The sequence below is a fragment of the Nocardioides marinquilinus genome, assembly GCF_039543705.1.
Taxonomy (GTDB): domain Bacteria; phylum Actinomycetota; class Actinomycetes; order Propionibacteriales; family Nocardioidaceae; genus Nocardioides; species Nocardioides marinquilinus.
In genome coordinates, this window is the sequence record NZ_BAABKG010000006.1 from 195,318 (window position 1) to 214,053 (window position 18,736).

Below are 18,736 nucleotides of genomic sequence, written 5' to 3' on the forward strand. Positions count from 1 at the left end.
GGTCCGCGCGTGACCGCTCTCTTCGTCATCGCCGCCCTGCTCGCCGTGGCCAGCGGCTACTTCCTCTGGCAGGCCCGCACCCACCGGGGTCGCAAGTCCCAGCTGCTCGCGGTCGAGACGATGAGCACCGGCGAGCTGCGCACCTACGTGCAGGCCGCCGCGGACGCCGCCGGGCCCGGTGCGTTCAGCCAGCACGTCGAGCTGGCCGGCGTCGCCCGACCCGGCGACCTCGGGCTGCTGACCTCCGAGCTGTCGGGGACCGAGTGCGTGTGGCACCAGCACAAGGTGACCCGCCGCTACCGCGAGCACTACCGCGACAGCGAGGGACGCCGCCGCACCCGCACCAAGGAGGAGGTCGTCACCCGCCACCGCACCCAGGACCCCTTCGTGCTGCGCGACGACGCCGGCGAGGTGGTCGTCGTGCCGACGACCAACGTGCAGGGCGGCCGCAAGGTGGTCAGCCGCTTCGAGGAGGGCCGCGACGACGACGACCGCACCGAGCTGACGATCGGCTCGTTCAAGCTGGCCCTGCCGTCGTCCCGTGGTCAGGACACCATCGGCTACGAGTACGAGGAGTGGGTGCTCGTGCCCGACACGCGCGTCTTCGTGCAGGGCGAGGCGCGCGACGACGGCGGACGCCTCGAGGTCGGCAAACCGCGCGACGGCGGCCAGGAGCTGCTCATCTCGACCCGCTCGGAGGCCGACCTGCTCGACTCCGCCGACCAGGGCATCACCCAGAACACCCGCTTCGCCATCGGCGCGGGCGTGCTCGCCGTCGTCCTCGCGATCGCCGGCGTGGTCGTCGCGCTGGTGCGCTAGGCCAGGGCGGCCACGGCCGCGTCGTAGTCGGGCTCCTGCCCGATCTCGGGCACCAGCTCGGTGTGGACGACGGTGCCCGTGCCGTCGACGACCACGACGGCGCGCGCCAGCAGGCCCTCGAAGGCGCTGCTGGTGAGCAGGACGCCGTAGTCGGTGGGGAACGTCGAGCGGAACGACGACGCGGCGACCACGTCGTCGATGCCCTCGGCCCCGCAGAACCGCGCGAGGGCGAAGGGGAGGTCCTGGGAGACGCAGACGACGACCGTGTCGGGCAGCCCGGCCGCCAGCTCGTTGAACCGGCGCACGCTCGCGGCGCAGACGCCGGTATCGACGCTCGGGAAGATGTTCAGCACGGTGCGGGCGCCGGCGCCCGGGGTGCGGGTCACCTGGGCGAAGTCGGCGCCGACGAGGTCGTAGCCGGGAGCGGGGGAGCCGACGGCGGGCAGGTCGCCGACGAGGGTGGCGGGGTTGCCGCCGAGTGCGGTGGAGGCCATGCCCCCGGTTCTAGCAGGCCCGACGGGCGGACCGGGCCGCGGGCTCAGCCCTCGGGCCGGGCCTCCTTGCGCAGCGCGGTCGCCTCGGTGCCGGCCGGCGTCTCGCCGCCCGCCTCGCCGTCGGCGGGCAGCGTGGCGGGGTCGGCCAGCTCGACGACGCACAGGTCGAACTCGTCGTCGGCCACGGCCGGGTCGTCGACCAAGCCGGCCTCGTCGGTGCAGTAGAGGACGGCGTCGTCGTAGGCGAGGGACGCCGGGGCCGGCTCGACGGGCTCGGCCGGCTCGGCCGGCTCGGCCGGCTCCTCGACGGGCTCGGCGGTGGGCTGCTCGACGGGCTCGACGGGCTCGACCGGCTGACCGGCGTCGCCGCCGCCCTGGGTCGGGCCGGCGGGCTCGGGGTCCGGCTGCTCGGTCGGCTGCTCGGTCTCGCCGGCGGGCGGCTCGGTGGGCGGCTCCTCGCCGACGGGCGGGTCGACCGGCTCGCCCACGGGCTGGTCGCTCTCGACCGGGTCGAGGCCGGGCTGGGCCTGGCCGGTGTCGCGGCCGCCCTCGCGGTCGCCGAGCGGGCCGGCGTGGCCCGTGGCCTTCGCCGGGCGCGACGTCGTCGGGCCGAAGGCGAGCTCGCCCGCGGCGTCCTTCGGCTCCTCCGGCTTCGGCACCAGGCGGGCCGGGTAGTCGACGGGGTCGATGGTGGTGCGGGCGTTGAGCACGGGCTCGGGCGAGGTGCCGTAGTCGCCGTCGAGGTAGCCCTGCATCACGCCGAGCACCGTGGTGACGTAGCTGTTGCTGTGGTTGTAGCGCAGCACGGCGGGCCGCATGCCGGCCTCGGTGCCGAGGTCGTCGTCGCCCGAGCACAGGTAGACGGCGGCGGCGAGGGCCGCGTCGTCGACGTCCTGCGGGTCGCGGACGCCGTCGTTGTCGGCGTCGACGCCCACGACGGCCCAGGTGGAGGGGATGAACTGCATCGGGCCGACGGCGCGGTCGAACCTCGCGTCGCCGTCGTACTGGCCGCCGTCGGTGTCGCGGATCAGCGACGTGCCGGGGCGGCCGTCGAGGCGCGGGCCGTAGATGGCGGGGCTGACCGTGCCGTTCTCGGCGATGACGCTGCCGGCGAAGCGGCCGTGGTTGGACTCGACCCGGCCGATGGCGGCGACGAGCTGCCAGCGCAGGCCGCACGTGGGGTCGGCGGCGTTGATGACGCTCTCGGCGCGCTGGTAGGCCGCGAGCGCGGGCGAGGGGATGTCGACGGCGGAGGTGCGGGCGGCGACCGGCGCGAAGGTGCCGTCGCCGGCGGCGGGGGCACGGTCGGTGGCGGTCGACAGGCTGGCCGGCGCGTCGACGCGCAGCGCCGGGACGTCGGTGCCGCCGGGCAGCACGCCGGGCGCTTGGGGCGTGGCCGAGGGGGCGGGCTGCGGAGCGGCGGTGGCGGGCGCGGCGGGGGCGCCGGCACCGGAGAGGTGGGCGGTCCACGCGGCCGAGACCAGGGCGAGGGGGACCACCGCGGCGACGCGGCGTCCTGAGGTCGTCCTGGCGTTCATCTGCTCGTCTCCCGAGGTACCCGAGGTGTGGTGGCGGGGTGTCCGCTCTCGTCGGTGGGTGCCGCGGTAGCCCGAGCTGCTGTGCCTGCCCGTCGTGTGGCCCACGTCCCACCCCTTTCCTATCACCCGGAGGCGACCGGCGGAGCCCCCGTCCGGCCGACCTGGACTCGGCTACGAGTCGAGCATCGGCACACGGAGGGCCCGAGTTGAGGGCGAACAGGGGTGGGACGGAGGGGGCCGGAGGGTGGTTCCGCGGGGTCAGGCGGGCGGGTCGAACCTCACCGTGCCGCGGGTCAGCCGCAGGCCCGGGATGCCCGAGTGACGCTGGGCGAAGCGCAGCTCCTTGGCGAGGTCGCCGATGTTGTTCGAGCCCGGCGTGGGAGCGAGGACGACGGTCGACAACGTGCCGATGGCCTGGCCCTTCGCGGTCAGGAAGCCCGATCCGGAGTCACCGGGGATGCCGGGCGTGAGGCTGTAGAGCGGGTGCGACCAGCCCTGGTCGGCGGGGTCGTCACCGAGGGCGACGCCGAGCTTGGGCGAGAGCACCTCGACACCGCCGCGGAGGCTGGAGTTGCCGTAGCTGTAGAGGCGGTCGCCCAGGCCGAGCGAGGCGGTCGAGAGACCGGTCGGGCCACCGAAGACGGGCACCGAAGGATTCACCTTCCGGACGTCTCGCGGACGCACCTTGACCAGCGCGAAGTCGTTGTACGCGCAGGTCTGGGGGTCGGTGGTGCCGATGCGGCGCTCGGTGATCCAGGAGGAGTAGGCGAGCGTGCCCGACCCGATCACGGTGCCGCCGGAGACCAGGCCGCCGCCGCGCACGAAGGTGACCTTGGTGCCGATCGGCTGGGACGCCGTCGAGCAGCCGTCGGTGTCGGTGGCCTCGCCCTTGCCGGCGCAGTGGGCGGCGTAGCCGACGTAGACGCCGCCGCGCCGGTCGGTGAAGACGAAGTTGGCCGTGCACTGCGCACCCTTGGTGTACATCATCACGCCGGGCGTGATGGTGGCCTTGCCGGCCGGCGTCCAGCTGGTCTTGCGCTGGGCCGGCTGCGGGGCGGCGACGGCGTCGCCGCCGGTCGGGGCGACGAGCAGGGCCGCCGAGACGGCGGTGGCGGCGAGCGCGGCGAGGGTGCGCCGGAGCATGGGGACCTCCTGGTCGGTGGGCGTCTGTGGTGCCCAACGACCGGGGCCGGTGGAGGTGACGACTCAGCCCAACCCTCGGCCCAGCCCTCAGCCCAGCACGCGCTCGAGGTGGGAGTTGCCGAAGGTGCGGCCGGGGTCGAGCCGGTCGCGCAGCGCGAGGAAGTCCTCGAAGCGCGGGTAGCGCTCGCGCAGGGTGGCGGCGTCCAGGCCGTGCAGCTTGCCCCAGTGCGGACGCCCGCCGACCTCGCCGGCGATGCCCTCGAGCGCGGCGAAGTAGGCGTCGCGGTCGGGGCTGCCGGGCGCGGTGTGGACGGCGACGTAGACGGTGTCGCGCCCGGTGGCGGTCGAGAGCGTGATGTCGTCGGCGGCGGCGACGCGCACCTCGACCGGCACCGCGATGCGCCAGCGGCTGGCCTCGACGCGGCGGACCAGCTCGCGCAGCACCGCCATGCCGTGCTCGCGCGGCACGGCGTACTCCATCTCCTCGAACCGCACCCGCCGCGGCGAGGTGAAGACGCGGTGCGAGACGTCGCTGAACTCGCGGTCGCCGAGGGCGGACGCCGAGACCCGGGCCAGCGGGCGCACGAGCGGCGGCACCCGGCGTCCGGCCCCGACGACGGCGCCGAAGACGGTGTTGCTGAGGAAGTCGTCGTCCCACCAGGCGCGGCGGCGCGAGAGGGCCGGCGGGCGGTCGGCGTCGAGCGCGACCCGGGTGTTGTGCTTGGTGAGCACCGAGCGGGTGTGGGGGAACCAGTAGAACTCGACGTGGTCGTGGGTCGCGGCGTCGTGGTCGAAGCGCTCGATCGTCTCGTCGAGCCGGCCCCCGCCCTCGCGGGCGCGGACGGCGAAGGCGGGCTCGGCCTGCAGCGTCACGGTGGCGAGCACGCCGAGCGCGCCGAGGCCGACGCGGGCGGCGGCGAACACGTCGGGGTTCTCCTGCGCCGAGCAGGTCAGGCGCGAGCCGTCGGCCAGCACCAGCTCGAGCGCGCACACCTGCGTGGCCAGGCCGCCGAAGCGGAGGCCGGTGCCGTGGGTGCCGGTGCTGATGGCGCCGGCGAGGGTTTGCTCCTCGATGTCGCCGAGGTTGGTCAGGCCGAGGCCCAGCGTCTCGAGCGCCCGGTTGAGCACGCTGAGGCGGATGCCGGCCTCGACGGTGACCTGGGCGCGCTCGAGGTCGACGGCGGTGATCGCGTCGAGGTGGTCGAGCCGCAGCTGCACGTCGTGCGGGACGCCGATGGCGGTGAAGGAGTGGCCGGTGCCGATGGGGCGGACGCCGCGGCCGGCGTCCGCGAGGTCGGCGACGGTGCGCGCCAGCTCGTCGACGGTGCGCGGGGCGACCACCTGGACGTCGTCCGCACGCTGGTTGCCGGCCCAGTTGCGCCACTCGGTGCGCGGCGCACCGTCCGCCGTCGGGGGGGTGCGTTTGCCTGCGACGGTGCGGGTGGCTTGACTCGCCCTCATGCCGAGCCAGCATGCCCGCCTCGAGCGCGCGACGCAGCATCTCGACGCGCCGGTGGCCGTGGTGGACCTCGACGCCTTCGACGCCAACGCCGCCGACCTCGTCCGGAGGGCCGCGGGGACGCCGGTGCGGGTGGCGAGCAAGTCGGTGCGCTGCCGGTCGCTGCTGCAGCGGGTGCTGGCGCGCGAGGGCTTCGCCGGCGTCCTGGCCTTCACCCTCGCCGAGGCGCTGTGGCTGGTGGAGACCACCGACGAGGTCGACGACGTCGTCATCGCCTACCCGACGGTCGAGCGGGAGGCGCTGCGGGCGCTCGCGGCCGACCCGGTGGCGCTGGAGTGCATCACGCTCATGGTCGACAGCGTCGAGAGCCTCGACCGGCTGCGGGCGGTCGTCGAGCGGGTCGAGCAGCCGCTTCGGGTGTGCATCGACCTCGACGTCTCGCTGCGTCCGGCGGAGCGGTGGCTCGGCGGGCGGCTGCACCTCGGCCCGCGCCGCTCCCCCACCCACAGCGTGGACGACGCCGTCTCGCTCGCGCGGGCGATCGTCGACGACCCGGCGCTGCGGCTGGTGGGGCTGATGGCCTACGAGGGGCAGGTCGCGGGGCTCGGCGACCGGCCCGCCAACCCGCTGCGCGGCCTGCTGGTGCGGCGCCTCAAGGCGGTCTCGGTGCCCGAGCTGTCCGAGCGGCGCGCGGCGGTGGTGGACGCCGTCCGCGGGCTCGCCGACCTCGAGTTCGTCAACGGCGGCGGCACCGGGTCGGTCGAGACCACCGTGGCCGACCCGTCGGTGACCGAGGTGGCGGCCGGCTCCGGCCTGCTCGCCCCGACGCTGTTCGACGCCTACGACTCCTTCGAGCCCGAGCCGGCCGCGCTGTTCGGGCTCGCGGTGACCCGCCGCCCCGGCCCCGGCCTGGTGACCGTCGCCGGCGGCGGCTGGGTGGCCTCAGGCGCCGCCGGCCGCGACCGCCTGCCCGTGCCCACCTACCCCGCCGGCCTGCGCCTGCTGCCCTCCGAGGGCGCCGGCGAGGTGCAGACCCCGCTGCGCGGCGCCGCTGCCGACCGGCTCCGGCTCGGCGACCGGGTGTGGTTCCGCCACGCCAAGGCCGGCGAGCTGTGCGAGCACGTCGACGCGCTCCAGCTGGTCGCCGGCGCCGGTGACGACGCGCGGGTGGTCGAGTCGGCGCCGACGTACCGGGGCGAGGGGCGCACGTTCCTCTGAGGTCTGCCCGGGTGGGCGGTGAGCTGGTTCCCGTTCCGCGGCGCGAATCGGTAACTCACTCACCGCTCCCCCGGCCCGACCCCGGCGGGCGGTGAGCTGGTTCCCGTTTCGCGGCGCGATTCGGTAGCTGACGCACCGCCGCCCCGGCCCGGCCCCGGTGAGTGGTGAGCTAGTGACCGTTTCGCGACTCGATTCGGTAACTGACGCACCGCCGCCCCGGCCCGACCCCGGTGGGCGGTGAGCTAGTGACCGTTTCGCGACTCGAATCGGTAACTCACGCACCGCCGCCCCGGCCCGACCCCGGTGGGCGGTGAGCTAGTGACCGTTTCGCGACTCGAATCGGTAACTCACGCACCGCCGCCCCGGCCCGACCCCGGTGGGCGGTGAGCTGGTGACCGTTCCGCGACGCAATTCGGTCACTGACGCACCGCCGCCCCGGCCCGGCCCCGGTGGGCGGTGAGCTGGTGACCGTTTCGCGGCGCGAATCGGTAACTGACGCACCGCTCCACCGGCTCAGGCGACGGCGGTCACCAGCCAGCAGGCGAGGGGGAAGCGGATGACGCCGTCGTCGAGGTGGCGGCGCAGGTCGGTGCGGACGTCGTCCAGGAGCGCGGCCCAGCCGGCCTCGCCGAGCCGTGGCTCGAGCTCGGCGCGGGCGCGGCGTCCGGTGGAGGTGGCGAGGCTGGCGGTCAGCCGCGCCTCGACGCCGTCGGCCCCGAACCCCGGCACCGCGCCGTAGTCGGCCACGGCGTCGAGGGGGGCGGTGGCGACCTCGCCCCAGCCGGCCTCGGCGAGCAGCGCCGAGAGGCGGTCGGGGTCGGCGAAGGCGGTGGGGCCCGGGGCGCCGGGCGCGGCGGCCGCCGACGGCTCGGCCATCTGCGCCAGCAGCGCCTCGGTGCCGAGGGTGAACATCGGGTTCTCCTCCTCCCCCCGCCAGCACGCGAAGGCGAGCCGCGCGCCGGGGGCGCACGCCGCGCGCAGGTTGGCGAAGGCGGCGGTCGGGTCGTCGAAGAACATGACGCCGAAGCGCGAGACGACGCGCTCGAACGGCCGGCCGGGCGCCTCCTCGAGCAGGGGCGCGGTCTGCGCGTCGGCCACCACGACGACGGCCCCGGGCACCCGCCGCCGGGCGCCCTCGACCATGCCGGGCGAGACGTCGACGCCGACCGGCTCGGCGTCCGCGGCCGCCGCGGCGGCCAGCAGCGTGCCCGACCCGCACCCGACGTCGAGCACCCGCTGCCCCGCCTCGAACCCCGCGGCGTCCAAGATCGCGGCGGTCACAGGCGCGAAGACCGTGTCGAAGAGCGACTCGTTCTCGACCCAGCCGGCCGCGCCCGCCGTCCACTGCTCACGCATCGCCTCGTTGGCCATGTCCGATCAGACCACGGCGGCGGGGTCAGAGCTCGCCCTCGAGGGCGATCAGCGCGTTCTCGACGACCTCGGTGGGCGCCGGGTGGATCCAGTACTGCCCGCGCGCCAGCCCCTTCACCGGCTGCCCGAAGCTCATCGCCTGGATCAGCGGCTGCACCAGCGAGGCCGCCTGCGGGCCCACGAGGTGCGCCCCGACGAGCAGGCCCGTCGAGCGGTCGGCGAGCAGCTTGCACAGGAAGCCGGCGTCGTCGTCGTTGAGCGCCCAGCCGTAGGCGGTGGAGGCGTACTGGTGGCGCACCACCGCGAGGTCGAGGCCCTGCTCGCGCGCCTGCTCCTCGGTCAGCCCGACCGTGCCGACCTGCGGCGAGCTGAACACCGCGGCGGGCACGAACCGGTGGTCGCTGGTCATCAGGTCGTGGGGGTGCAGCAGGTTGTGCTGGACGACGCGCGCGTCCTGGTTGGCCACGTGCTTGAGCGGCTGCCTGCTCGAGGCGTCGCCGAGCGCCCAGACGCCCTCGGCCGTCGTCCGCTGGTGCTCGTCGACGACGACCAGGCCCTGGTCGTCGACCTCGATGCCGGTGCCGTCGAGGTCGAGCAGGTCGGAGTTGGGACGCCGTCCGGCCGCGACCAGCAGCGCGTCGACCGTCACCGGGTCGCTGCCCTCGAGGTGCAGGTGGATCTCGCCGTCCGGCCCCTCGTCGCGCACGACCTTCGTCAGCCGCGCCTCCAGGCGCACGTCCCAGCGCTGAGAGGCGAGGTCGGTGAAGACGCGCGCGACGTCCTCGTCCTGGTTGTCGAGCAGGCTGTCGGCCGACTCGACCTGCACCACCTCGACGCCGAACGAGGCGAACACGTGCGCGAGCTCGCACCCGACGTAGCCGCCGCCGACGATGCCGAGGCGCCGCGGCAGCGCGTCGATGCGCATCACGTCGTCGCTCGTGTAGGGCTCGGCCTCGGCCAGCCCCGGGACGTCGGGCAGCACCGGCCGGCTGCCGGTGGCGATGACGACGTGGTCGGCGGAGATCTCGACCTCCTCGCCGCCGTCGGTGGGCGCGACCCGCAGCGTGCGCGGACCGACGAAGCGGGCGGTGCCGTCGAGGGCGTCGACGCCGTCCTGGCCGTGGCGGTAGTCGTGGCCCTGCCCGGCGACGTGGTCGGTGCGGCCGAAGACCCGGTCGCGCAGCGCCGGCCAGTCGACGCCGTCGAAGCTGCTGTGCACGTCGAGGTGACCGGCCCGGGCGGCGCGCTGGGCGGCGTCGGCCGGCAGCACGAGCATCTTGGAGGGGATGCAGCCGCGGTTGAGGCAGGTGCCGCCGTAGAGACCGCGCTCGACGATCGCGACCCGCCACGACGCGAAGCGCTCGTCGACGATCGTGTTGCCCGAGCCGGTACCGATCACGATCAGGTCGTAGTGGGTCACGAGCCGAACCTAGGCTCGCCGACCCCCACCCACCAGGGTGACCGTGCCGCCGTCACCGACCCGTCACCCGTTCGTCAGCACTCAGGGTGTCGACGCTGTCGGTGCGCTGGTGTTCAGTGGTCGGCATGACCGTCATCCAGACCCCCGCCGACTGGCGGACCGACCAGGACCCCGGTGGCCTGGTGCAGCGCTACGACGACGTGCGCGGCCACACCGAACGACTGGCCGCGCCGCTCTCGCCCGAGGACCAGACCGTCCAGTCCATGGCCGACGTCTCGCCCACCAAGTGGCACCGAGCCCACGTCACCTGGTTCTTCGAGACCTTCCTCCTCGCCGAGCACGAGAGCGGCTTCGCCCCCTTCCAGGACCAGTACTGGTTCTTGTTCAACAGCTACTACGAGACGCTCGGCCCCCGCTACTCCCGACCCGACCGTGGCCTGATCACCAGGCCCGGGGTCCACGAGGTGGGCGACTACCGGGCCAACGTCGACGACCGCGTCCGCGACCTGATCGCCCGCCTCGACGACGGCACGCTCGCCGCGCTTGCCCCCACCATCGAGCTCGGCTTCCACCACGAGCAGCAGCACCAGGAGCTGCTGCTCATGGACATCAAGCACGTGCTCTCCCGCAACCCCCTGCAGCCGGTCTACGCCGGCGCGCCGCCGCCGCGCAGCGAGCCCGACGCGCTCGGCTGGGTCGACGTCGAGGGCGGGCTCGTCGAGATCGGCCACGACCCCACCACGCAGGGGTTCTGCTTCGACAACGAGCTGCCGCGCCACCGCCAGTGGCTCGAGCCCTACCGGCTGGCCGACCGGCTCGTCACCAACGGCGAGTGGCTCGCCTTCGTCGCCGACGGCGGCTACCGGCGTCACGAGCTGTGGCTCTCCGACGGCTGGTCGCGCGTCAACGCCGAGGGCTGGACGGCGCCGCTCTACTGGAGCGAGGTCGACGGCGTCTGGTTCGAGCACACCCTGCACGGCACCTGGCCGGTCGACCCCGGCGCACCGGTGTGCCACGTCAGCTTCTACGAGGCCGAGGCCTTCGCCACGTGGGCCGGCAAGCGGCTGCCCAGCGAGGGCGAGTGGGAGCACGCCGTCGTCTCCACCGGCCTGTCCTCCACCGGCGCACCCGCGGGCGGGGCCTACCACCCGCGCGCGGCCGGGCCGGCCACCGGCGGGCTGCGGCAGGTGCACGGCGAGTGCTGGGAGTGGACGTCGTCCGCCTACCACCCCTACCCCGGCTTCCACCCGCCCCCGGGCGCCATCGGCGAGTACAACGGCAAGTTCATGTCGAACCAGATGGTGCTGCGCGGCGGCTGCGCGCTCACCTCGCCCGGGCACGCCCGCACCACCTACCGCAACTTCTTCCCGCACGCCGCCCGCTGGGCGCTGTCGGGGGTGCGCCTGGCCGACGGCGGGGCACCGCGGTGAGCGGCGTCCGGGTCGAGGTGCTCGTCGACGGCGACTGGGCCTCGGGCTCGCTGGTGGACGACGTCCGCCGTGGCCTGGGCTCGTCGCCGCTGCGGCTGCCGCCCAAGTGGCTCTACGACGACGAGGGGTCGCGGCTGTTCGACGAGATCACCCGGCTGCCGGAGTACTACCCCACCGAGGCCGAGCGCTCGATCCTCGCCGCCCGCGCGGCCGACGTCGTCGCGACCAGCGGGGCGACCACGGTGGTCGAGCTCGGCTCGGGCACCAGCGACAAGACCCGCACCCTGCTCGACGCGTTCGCCGGCGCCGGCCGGCTGCGGCGGTTCGTGCCGGTCGACGTCTCCGAGCAGACGCTGCGCGACGCCGCCGAGCAGCTGAGCGAGCGTTACCCGGGCGTGGCCGTCGAGGCGGTGGTCGGCGACTTCACGTTGCACCTTTCGCACCTGCCGGCCAACGAGCCGGGCGAGCGGCGCATGGTGGTCTTCCTCGGCGGCACCATCGGCAACCTCTACGTCGAGGAGCGGGCGGCCTTCCTCGGCGCGCTCGCCGACTCCCTCGACCCCGGCGACACGCTGCTGCTGGGCACCGACCTGGTCAAGCCGGTCGACCGGCTGGTCGCGGCCTACCACGACCCGGGCGGTGTCACCGACCGGTTCGTGCGCAACAGCCTGGCCGTGCTCAACCGCGAGCTCGGGGCCGACTTCGACCTCGGCGCGTTCACCTACGTGCCGCTGTGGGACGCCCACCTCGAGCGCATGGACCTGCGGCTGCGCGCCGAGTCGCCGCAGCACGTCGTCGTCCCGGGCGCCGACCTCGAGCTGCACCTCGCCGCCGGTGAGGAGATCCAGGTCGAGATCTCCTCGAAGTTCCGGCCCCACGGCATCCGCACCGAGCTGGCCGCCGCCGGCTTCGAGGTGGTCGAGCTGCTCACCGACGAGCCCGGCGACTTCGCCCTCACCCTCGCCCGCCTCGCCTGACCACACGGACCCTGAGCTTGTCGAAGGGCCACCGTCCGGGCCCCTCGACGAGCTCAGGGTCCGTGTGGTGTCAGGCGAGGGCGGCGAGGCCGGCGAGCAGGCGGTCGACGTCGTCGGTGCCGGTGTAGGGCGCCAGGCCGACGCGGACGCCGCCGGCGTCGCCGAGGCCGGCGTGGCGGGCGGCCTCGATGGCGTAGAAGCTGCCGGCGGGGGCGATGACGCCGTGCTCGGCGAGCCGCAGCCGCGCCTCGTCGGGCGTGTGGCCGTCGACGTGCAGCAGCACCGTCGGGGTGCGGTGGCGCGGGCGGCCGAGCACGGTGACGTGGTCGAGGCCGGCCAGGCCGTCGAGCAGCCGGGCGAGCAGCCCCTCCTCGTGCTCCTCGAGCGCCGCCATGCCGCCGTGCGCCTCGATGAACTCCACCGCCGCGGTCGTGCCGGCCAGCAGCTCGTAGGGCAGCGTGCCGAGCTCGAACCGCTCGGGGACGGCGTCCGAGCTCGGCAGCAGCTTGTCGGGGCGCAGCGTCTCGAGCAGCGCGGGGTCGGCGGCCACGACCCCGCAGTGCGGGCCGAAGAACTTGTAGAGCGAGCAGGCGACGAGGTCGGCGCCCAGCGCGACCCGGTCGACCGGCGCGTGCGCGGCCAGGTGGACGGCGTCGACGTAGACCAGCGCGCCGACGGCGTGGGCGGCGTCCGCGATCGCCCGCACGTCGGGCCGGGTGCCGAACAGGTTCGACGCCGCGGTGACGGCCACCAGCCGGGTGCGCTCGGAGAGGACCGTGGCGACGTCGTCCAGCTCGGCGGTCTCGGGGTCGAAGCCGAGCCAGCGCACCGTGGCGCCCGCCCGCTCGGCCGCGATCACCCACGACCGGACGTTGGAGTCGTGGTCGAGGCGGGTGACGACGACCTCGTCACCGGGGCCCCAGTCCTTCGCGATCGTGCGGGCGAGGTCCATGGTCAGCGCGGTCATCGACCGACCGAAGACCACGCCGCGCGGGTCGGAGCCCAGGAACCGGCCCATCGCCCCGCGGGCGTCGGCGACGGTGGCCTCGGTGAGCCGCTCGGGCGCGGTGACGGCGCCGCGCTGGCACATGCCGGAGGTCATCGCGGTGGCGACGGCCTGCGCGACGTCGTCGGGCACCAGCGAGCCGCCGGGGCCGTCGAAGCGGGCGAGCCCGTCGGCCAGCGCGGGGAAGCGGGAGCGGATCTTCTCGACGTCCATGCCCCGATGCTGCCAGCCCCCGCCCGGACGGCGGCCCGGGGTCAGCCCTCGCCGTGCCCCTCGCCGGAGTCGTGCCCGGCGTCGATCCCGTGCTCGCCGCGGGCGGGCGAGCCGACCATCGCGACCAGGTCGGCGATCGAGTCGACGACGCGGGTGGGCCGGTAGGGGAAGCGCTCGACGTCCTCGGGGCGGGTGGAGCCGGTGGTGACCAGCACGGTGCGCAGGCCGGCCTCGAGGCCGCTGACGATGTCGGTGTCCATGCGGTCGCCGACCATCACGGTCGACTCCGAGTGCGCGTCGAGCCGGTTGAGGGCGCTGCGCATCATCAGCGGGTTGGGCTTGCCGACGTAGTAGGGCGTGCGGCCGGTGGCGGCGGTGATGAGGGCCGCGACCGCGCCGGTGGCGGGCAGCATCCCCTGCTGGCTCGGGCCGCTGGGGTCGGGGTTGGTGGCGATGAACCGGGCCCCGGCGTCGACGAGCCGGATCGCCCGGGTGATCGCCTCGAAGCTGTAGGTGCGGGTCTCGCCGAGGACGACGTAGTCGGGGTCGCGGTCGGTCATCACGTAGCCGACGTCGTGCAGCGCGGTGGTGAGCCCGGCCTCGCCGACGACGTACGCCGTGCCGTGCGGGCGCTGGTCGGCGAGGAACTGCGCGGTGGCCAGCGCCGAGGTCCAGATGGCGGTCTCGGGCACGTCGATGCCGCTGCCGAGCAGCCGCGCCCGCAGGTCGCGCGGGGTGTAGATCGAGTTGTTGGTCAGCACCAGGAACTGCAGCCCCGACTCCTTGAGCGCGTCGATGAACTCGGTGGCCCCCGGGATCGGGACCTCCTCGTGCACCAGGACGCCGTCCATGTCGGTCAGCCAGGTCTCGACCGGTCGCAGGGTCATGGGCTCAGTGTGACCGACGCGCGACCACCCGGTGCAGGTCGAGGGTGAAGGTGAGCTCGGGGCCGTCGCGGACGATGCTCGCGTCGGGCGCGTCGCGGCGCACCAGGGCGAGCACGCCGGCGTTCGAGGCGAGGGTCGTCACGCGCACCCGGAGCACACCGACCTCGAGCAGCCAGGCGCCGAGCTCGTCGAGCAGGCGGGCGCCGACGCCGCGGCGGTGGTGGTCGTCGCGCACCAGCAGCGCGACCTCGACGGCCGGCCCCTCGTCCGTCTCGCGGCCGGGCACCGGAGCCCACATCGCGTGGCCGACCGCCTCGCCGCCGACCCGCGCCAGCAGCGCGCCGCCGCCGGGCACGTCGAGCAGCCGCCGCACGAAGCGGGGGCCGGGGGTGCGCGACGTCCCGGTGAGGAAGCGCGAGGCCCGTGACTCGGACGACGACCGCGCGAGGAGGTCGGCCAGGTCGGTCAGCGCGGCGTCGACCGGGCCGGCCCGCGTCACGGCCACGGCGTCGGCGGCGACCCCTAGCCTGCGGGCGTGGGCACCACGATCACCGACGTCCTCGACCTCGTCGGCCAGCTGCCCGCCGTCACGGTCACCGACCACGACCGCTACCGCAAGCTCGCCGTGGCGGGCCGCACCTTCGGCTACGTGTGGCCGCGCACCGGCACCGCCGGGCTCAAGCAGACGATCGCCGAGCAGCAGGCGCTGGTGGCCGAGCGGCCCGAGGTGTTCGAGGAGCAGTTCACCGCCGGCGGCTTCGGGTGGGTCGTGGCGCTGCTCGCCGGCGTCGAGCGCGACGAGCTGGCCGAGCTGGTCTTCGAGGCGTGGCGGCTCACCGCGCCGTCCGCGCTGGTCGACGAGCGGGACGACGTCCTGCCGGCCTGAGCGCACCGCTCACTCCCTTAGCCGCGCGGCCGGCAGCCGGACGAGCCGGTAGAGACGCCGCGCCACCGGCCCCGGCACGAAGCGGTGCCGCTCCTCGTGGGCCACCCGGGCGCGGGGGTGCGGCCGCACGGCCATGAGCGCCCACTGCACCGCCCGCGCGGGGTGGAGGAACGCCACCGGCTCGCGGCGGTGCAGCTCGATGCGGCACAGGTGCTTGGTGTTCACGTAGCCGTACTGGCCCGGGCTGACCAGCCGCAGCGGGGCCCCGTGCTCGGGCGGCAGCGGCGCGCCGTCGAGCCGGTCGGCCAGCAGGACGTCGTCCGCGAGCGCGTCGTCGAGCCGCACGATCGAGCGGTAGCCGTCGCGGCCGACGAGCACGAGCCAGCGCACCTCGGCCTCCGCGACGAGCGCCGGCGCGACGACCTGTTCCCACACGTCGCGCACGCGCACGCCCTCCCACCGCAGCCCGAGCGCCGACCAGCCGGCGACGCAGTGGAAGGCGGCCTCGACCTCGCGGCGGGGCAGGCCGGCCAGGGTGGCCCCGTCGAGCACCACGCGCCGCGCGAACGGTCCGGTCAGCTCGACCACGGCGCCGTCGGGCGCCCGCGGTGGCGGACGACGGGTGTCGACCCCGAACCGCGGGAACCCCTCGACGGCCCGTTGGCCCGGTGGCAGCTCGAGCACGTTCACTACCCTTTCCATACGGCAACGTATGGATACGGTGCCGTATGCTTGCGCTCGACGTCAACGAGAGCGGGGTGCCGGGTGCCGGCGAAGGTGCGCACGCCACGGGAGAGCTGGGTCGAGGCCGGACTGTCGGCGCTCGCCGCCGGCGGACCGGACGCCGTCCGCATCGAGGCGCTCGCCGGGAGCCTCCGCGTGACCAAGGGCGGTTTCTACTGGCACTTCCGCGACCGGCGCGCCCTGCTCGACGCGATGCTCGACCACTGGGAGGCGACCCTGGTCGACCGGACGATCGAGGCGGCCGACCACGGCGGCGGTGAAGGTCGTGCCCGGCTGCGTCGGCTGTTCCGTGCCGCGGACGCCGACGGGCTGCTCGGGCTTGAGGTCGCCGTGCGCGACTGGGCCCGCCGCGACCCGGCCGTCGCCGAACGGGTCGCCCGCGTCGACGACCGCCGGACGGCCTACCTGCGGCCGCTGTTCGCCGAGTTCTGCGCCGGCCCCGCCGACGTCGAGGGACGCTGCCTGCTGGTGCTGACGCTGTTCGTGGGCGAGTCGCTCGTCGCCGCCACCCACGGACGCCGCACCCGCCCGGCCGTCACCGCCGCCGCCCTGCGCCACCTGCTGGCCTGACCGGGTCCGGCTCCGCGAGCGTGCGGGCGGGGAGTCGCGGGTCTCGAGGCTCGGCCGTGGCCGGCCTCGCGACGAGCCTCGAGACCACCGGCCCTCCACGGGGACCTCCGCGTCGACCACCACCGGTGGGACCGACTCCGGCGGTCGAGCAGCGAGGAACGAGCGTCGTCGAGACCACCGGCCCTCCACGAGAACCTTCGCGACGACCTTGCGGGGTCTCGAGGCTCGGCCGTGGCCGGCCTCGCACCTCGACCACCGTGAGGGGCCGGCGCTGACGATGGTCGAGGTGCGAGGAGCCCTGGCGACGAGCCTCGAGACCACCGGCCCTCCACGGGAACCTTCGCGTCGACCCTGCGGGGTCTCGAGGCTCGGCCGTGGCCGGCCTCGCACCTCGACCATCGTGGACCAGTCGAGACCCGGCGGCGTCCACGGCGGGCGAGGGCTCCTTGACGGTCGGGGCGGGGGCCGATTGGGTTGAGCGCGGTGGACTCGGCCACCCCCTGCGAGGCCGCCTGCGTGTCGTCGTCCCCCCGACCCCAGCCGACCGAGAGTGAGACCACGTGTCCCGCCGCATCGCCCTCCCCGCAGCCGGCCTGGCCCTGGCCGCCCTGGTGCTCCCCACCCAGCTGCCCGGCGCCACCGCCGCGCCCGCCCCCGACCCCGCCGCCGCGGCCCCCGCGGAGGCCCCCGCCGCGAAGCCGGTGCTGCGCAACGGCGTCACCGCGCCCGTCTACAGCTACGGCAACGCCGTCCGCGAGACCGTCTACGTCTCGGCGCCCGACTTCGACGGCGACGGCGAGCGCGACTCGATCGCCGCCGACATCATCCGGCCGCGCGAGGCCGCGGCCGCCGGCACCAAGGTGCCGGTGATCATGGACGCCAGCCCCTACTACCTCAGCGTCGGCCGCGGCAACGAGGGCGAGTTCAAGTCCTACGCCGAGGACGGCACGCCCGAGCTGTTCCCGCTGTTCTACGACAACTACTTCGTGCCGCGCGGCTACGCCTTCGTCGCCGTCGACGTCGCCGGGACGGCGCGCAGCACCGGCTGCGTCGACCAGGGCGGCGTCAGCGACGTCGGGTCGGTCAAGGCCGTCGTCCAGTGGCTCAACGGCAACGCCACGGCGGTCGACGCCGACGGCGAGCCCGTCGTCGCCGACTGGACCAACGGCAAGACCGGCATGATCGGCAAGTCCTACGACGGCACCCTGGCCAACGGCGTCGCCGCCACCGGCGTGCAGGGCCTGAAGACGATCGTGCCGATCTCGGCGATCAGCTCGTGGTACGACTACGACCGCTCGCAGGGCCTGCCGTTCAGCTGGAACTATCCCTCGGGCCTCTCGAGCCGCGTCATGGCCAACCGCACCGAGCAGGTCGACTGCACCGCCACCCTCGCCCGCCTCGACGCCGAGGACGGCGACGAGACCGGGAAGTACGACGCGTTCTGGGCCGAGCGCGACCACCGCGACGGCTCCTACACCGACGCGAGCAAGGTGCGCGCGAGCGTGTTCGTCTACCACGGCCTGCAGGACACCAACGTCAAGACCCGCAACTTCTCGCGCTGGTGGCGGGCGCTCGGCCGCGCGGGCGTCACGCGCAAGATGTGGCTGACCCGCGTGGGCCACGTCGACCCGTTCGACACCGACCGCGCCCGCTGGGTGCGCACGCTGCACCGCTGGTTCGACAACCAGCTGATGGGCATGGGCAACGGCATCAAGCAGGAGCCGGCGGTCGACATCGAGACGAAGCCGAACTCGTGGGTCACCGCCGCCCGCTGGCCGGCCGGGCCGAGCACCACCTTCACCCCGCGCGCCGACGGCCGCATGGTCGCCGGCGCCGCCGGCAGCGGAACCGCGTCGTGGGTCAACGACCCCAACCTCAGCGAGGCCAACGCCCTGAGCGCCGGCAACGAGGCGCGGCGGCTGCTGTTCGCCACCGGCCCGCTGGCAGCCGACACCCGGGTGAGCGGCGAGGCCACCGCGACGCTGCGGGTCACCACCGAGGTGCCCACCGGCCAGGTCGGCGTCATGCTGGTCGACTACGGCCTCGGACGTCGCGTGCTCGCCGGCGGCGACGGAGCGGTGACCACCGAGCAGGAGTCCTGCTACGGCGCCTCGACGTCGTACGACGACGGCTGCTACTTCGAGGTGCAGCGCAACATCGGCACCACGCCGCTGCAGGTGCTGGGCCGCGGCTGGGCCCGCCTCGACGGCGCCGGCGTCCACGACGTCACCGTGCGCATGGACCCCGACGACACCATCGTCGAGAAGGGCCACCGCCTCGGCCTCGTGGTCGTCGCCGCCGCCCCGAGCCGGCTGCGCAACGTCGACACCAGCCCGACCTCGCGCTACACCCTCGACCTCGCCCGGACGTCGTTCAGCGTGCCCGGCGCGGTGAAGGCGGCGGCGTCGAAGAGCACCGGCGCCCGCACCCCCGGCTGGCTGCCCGAGCGTGGCTCGCTGCCCCGCGGCACCGTCGCACCCCCGACCCGCGGGTTCGTGCTGCCGTACTGATCAGGTCGGCTCCCAGTCGGCAGGAGTCACCGGTGATCCGGTGACTCCTGA

The 18,736-nt window shown here is 74.8% G+C and carries 17 protein-coding genes; 7 read left to right on the top strand and 10 right to left on the bottom strand.

All coding sequences use genetic code 11. The features are described from left to right. Positions 1-9: 9 nt before the first annotated feature. Positions 10-819 (top strand): E3 ubiquitin ligase family protein, encoded by an 810-nt coding sequence (locus ABEA04_RS20690; RefSeq protein ID WP_345463395.1) that lies wholly within the window; start codon positions 10-12, stop codon positions 817-819. On the opposite strand, the gene tpx is transcribed toward ABEA04_RS20690, so the two are convergent. The 4 genes from tpx to ABEA04_RS20710 form a co-directional block, all read right to left on the bottom strand. Beyond that, positions 816-1,313, bottom strand: a complete 498-nt coding sequence (tpx, locus tag ABEA04_RS20695; RefSeq protein ID WP_345463398.1) for a thiol peroxidase — start codon at positions 1,311-1,313, stop codon at positions 816-818. The genes ABEA04_RS20690 and tpx overlap by 4 nt on opposite strands. Positions 1,314-1,357: 44 nt before the next feature. Next, entirely contained in the window at positions 1,358-2,851 is a 1,494-nt protein-coding gene (locus ABEA04_RS20700; RefSeq protein WP_345463401.1) for a lytic murein transglycosylase, read from the bottom strand. A gap of 258 nt (positions 2,852-3,109) precedes the next feature. Next, positions 3,110-3,994, bottom strand: coding sequence for a hypothetical protein (locus tag ABEA04_RS20705; protein ID WP_345463404.1), 885 nt, complete (start codon positions 3,992-3,994; stop codon positions 3,110-3,112). 87 nt (positions 3,995-4,081) lie between these two features. Then, entirely contained in the window at positions 4,082-5,455 is a 1,374-nt protein-coding gene (locus ABEA04_RS20710; RefSeq protein ID WP_345463407.1) for a D-arabinono-1,4-lactone oxidase, read from the bottom strand. Here ABEA04_RS20710 and ABEA04_RS20715 point away from each other — a divergent pair. Then, positions 5,454-6,671 (top strand): amino acid deaminase/aldolase, encoded by a 1,218-nt coding sequence (locus ABEA04_RS20715; RefSeq protein WP_345463410.1) that lies wholly within the window; start codon positions 5,454-5,456, stop codon positions 6,669-6,671. The genes ABEA04_RS20710 and ABEA04_RS20715 overlap by 2 nt on opposite strands. Before the next feature lie 513 nt (positions 6,672-7,184). Here ABEA04_RS20715 and ABEA04_RS20720 read toward each other — a convergent pair. Beyond that, the gene (locus ABEA04_RS20720) at positions 7,185-8,042 is read right to left on the bottom strand and encodes a class I SAM-dependent methyltransferase (RefSeq protein ID WP_345463412.1); all 858 of its coding nucleotides are present in this window, start codon (positions 8,040-8,042) and stop codon (positions 7,185-7,187) included. 25 nt (positions 8,043-8,067) lie between these two features. Beyond that, a complete protein-coding gene (locus tag ABEA04_RS20725) occupies positions 8,068-9,462 on the bottom strand; it encodes a mycothione reductase (protein ID WP_345463415.1) in 1,395 nt (464 codons plus the stop codon). A 125-nt stretch (positions 9,463-9,587) separates the two neighbouring features. On the opposite strand from ABEA04_RS20725, the gene egtB reads away from it, so the two are divergent. After that, positions 9,588-10,892, top strand: a complete 1,305-nt coding sequence (egtB, locus tag ABEA04_RS20730) for an ergothioneine biosynthesis protein EgtB (protein WP_345463418.1) — start codon at positions 9,588-9,590, stop codon at positions 10,890-10,892. After that, on the top strand, positions 10,889-11,869 hold the full coding sequence (gene egtD / locus ABEA04_RS20735) for an L-histidine N(alpha)-methyltransferase (RefSeq protein ID WP_345463422.1): 981 nt from the start codon (positions 10,889-10,891) through the stop codon (positions 11,867-11,869). The genes egtB and egtD overlap by 4 nt, the downstream gene beginning before the upstream one ends. Positions 11,870-11,939: 70 nt before the next feature. On the opposite strand, the gene ABEA04_RS20740 is transcribed toward egtD, so the two are convergent. From ABEA04_RS20740 to ABEA04_RS20750, 3 genes are read right to left on the bottom strand one after another with little or no spacing between them, the layout of a single operon-like run. After that, a complete protein-coding gene (locus ABEA04_RS20740) occupies positions 11,940-13,088 on the bottom strand; it encodes a cysteine desulfurase-like protein (RefSeq protein ID WP_345463425.1) in 1,149 nt (382 codons plus the stop codon). Between the two features lie 41 nt (positions 13,089-13,129). Next, complete coding sequence (locus ABEA04_RS20745; protein WP_345463428.1) at positions 13,130-13,975, bottom strand: HAD-IIA family hydrolase; 846 nt, start codon at positions 13,973-13,975, stop codon at positions 13,130-13,132. A gap of 4 nt (positions 13,976-13,979) precedes the next feature. Then, positions 13,980-14,480, bottom strand: coding sequence for a GNAT family N-acetyltransferase (locus ABEA04_RS20750; RefSeq protein WP_345463431.1), 501 nt, complete (start codon positions 14,478-14,480; stop codon positions 13,980-13,982). 30 nt (positions 14,481-14,510) lie between these two features. On the opposite strand from ABEA04_RS20750, the gene ABEA04_RS20755 reads away from it, so the two are divergent. Then, the gene (locus tag ABEA04_RS20755) at positions 14,511-14,861 is read left to right on the top strand and encodes an MmcQ/YjbR family DNA-binding protein (protein WP_345463434.1); all 351 of its coding nucleotides are present in this window, start codon (positions 14,511-14,513) and stop codon (positions 14,859-14,861) included. A gap of 9 nt (positions 14,862-14,870) precedes the next feature. On the opposite strand, the gene ABEA04_RS20760 is transcribed toward ABEA04_RS20755, so the two are convergent. Next, positions 14,871-15,563 carry a molybdopterin-dependent oxidoreductase gene (locus tag ABEA04_RS20760; protein WP_345463437.1) on the bottom strand — a complete coding sequence of 231 codons (693 nt, stop codon included), beginning with the start codon at positions 15,561-15,563 and terminating at the stop codon, positions 14,871-14,873. A 75-nt stretch (positions 15,564-15,638) separates the two neighbouring features. On the opposite strand from ABEA04_RS20760, the gene ABEA04_RS20765 reads away from it, so the two are divergent. Then, the gene (locus ABEA04_RS20765) at positions 15,639-16,175 is read left to right on the top strand and encodes a TetR/AcrR family transcriptional regulator (protein WP_345463440.1); all 537 of its coding nucleotides are present in this window, start codon (positions 15,639-15,641) and stop codon (positions 16,173-16,175) included. A 560-nt stretch (positions 16,176-16,735) separates the two neighbouring features. Next, positions 16,736-18,685: a CocE/NonD family hydrolase gene (locus tag ABEA04_RS20770; protein ID WP_345463443.1), complete on the top strand. Its 1,950-nt coding sequence runs from the start codon at positions 16,736-16,738 to the stop codon at positions 18,683-18,685. Positions 18,686-18,736: the final 51 nt, after the last annotated feature.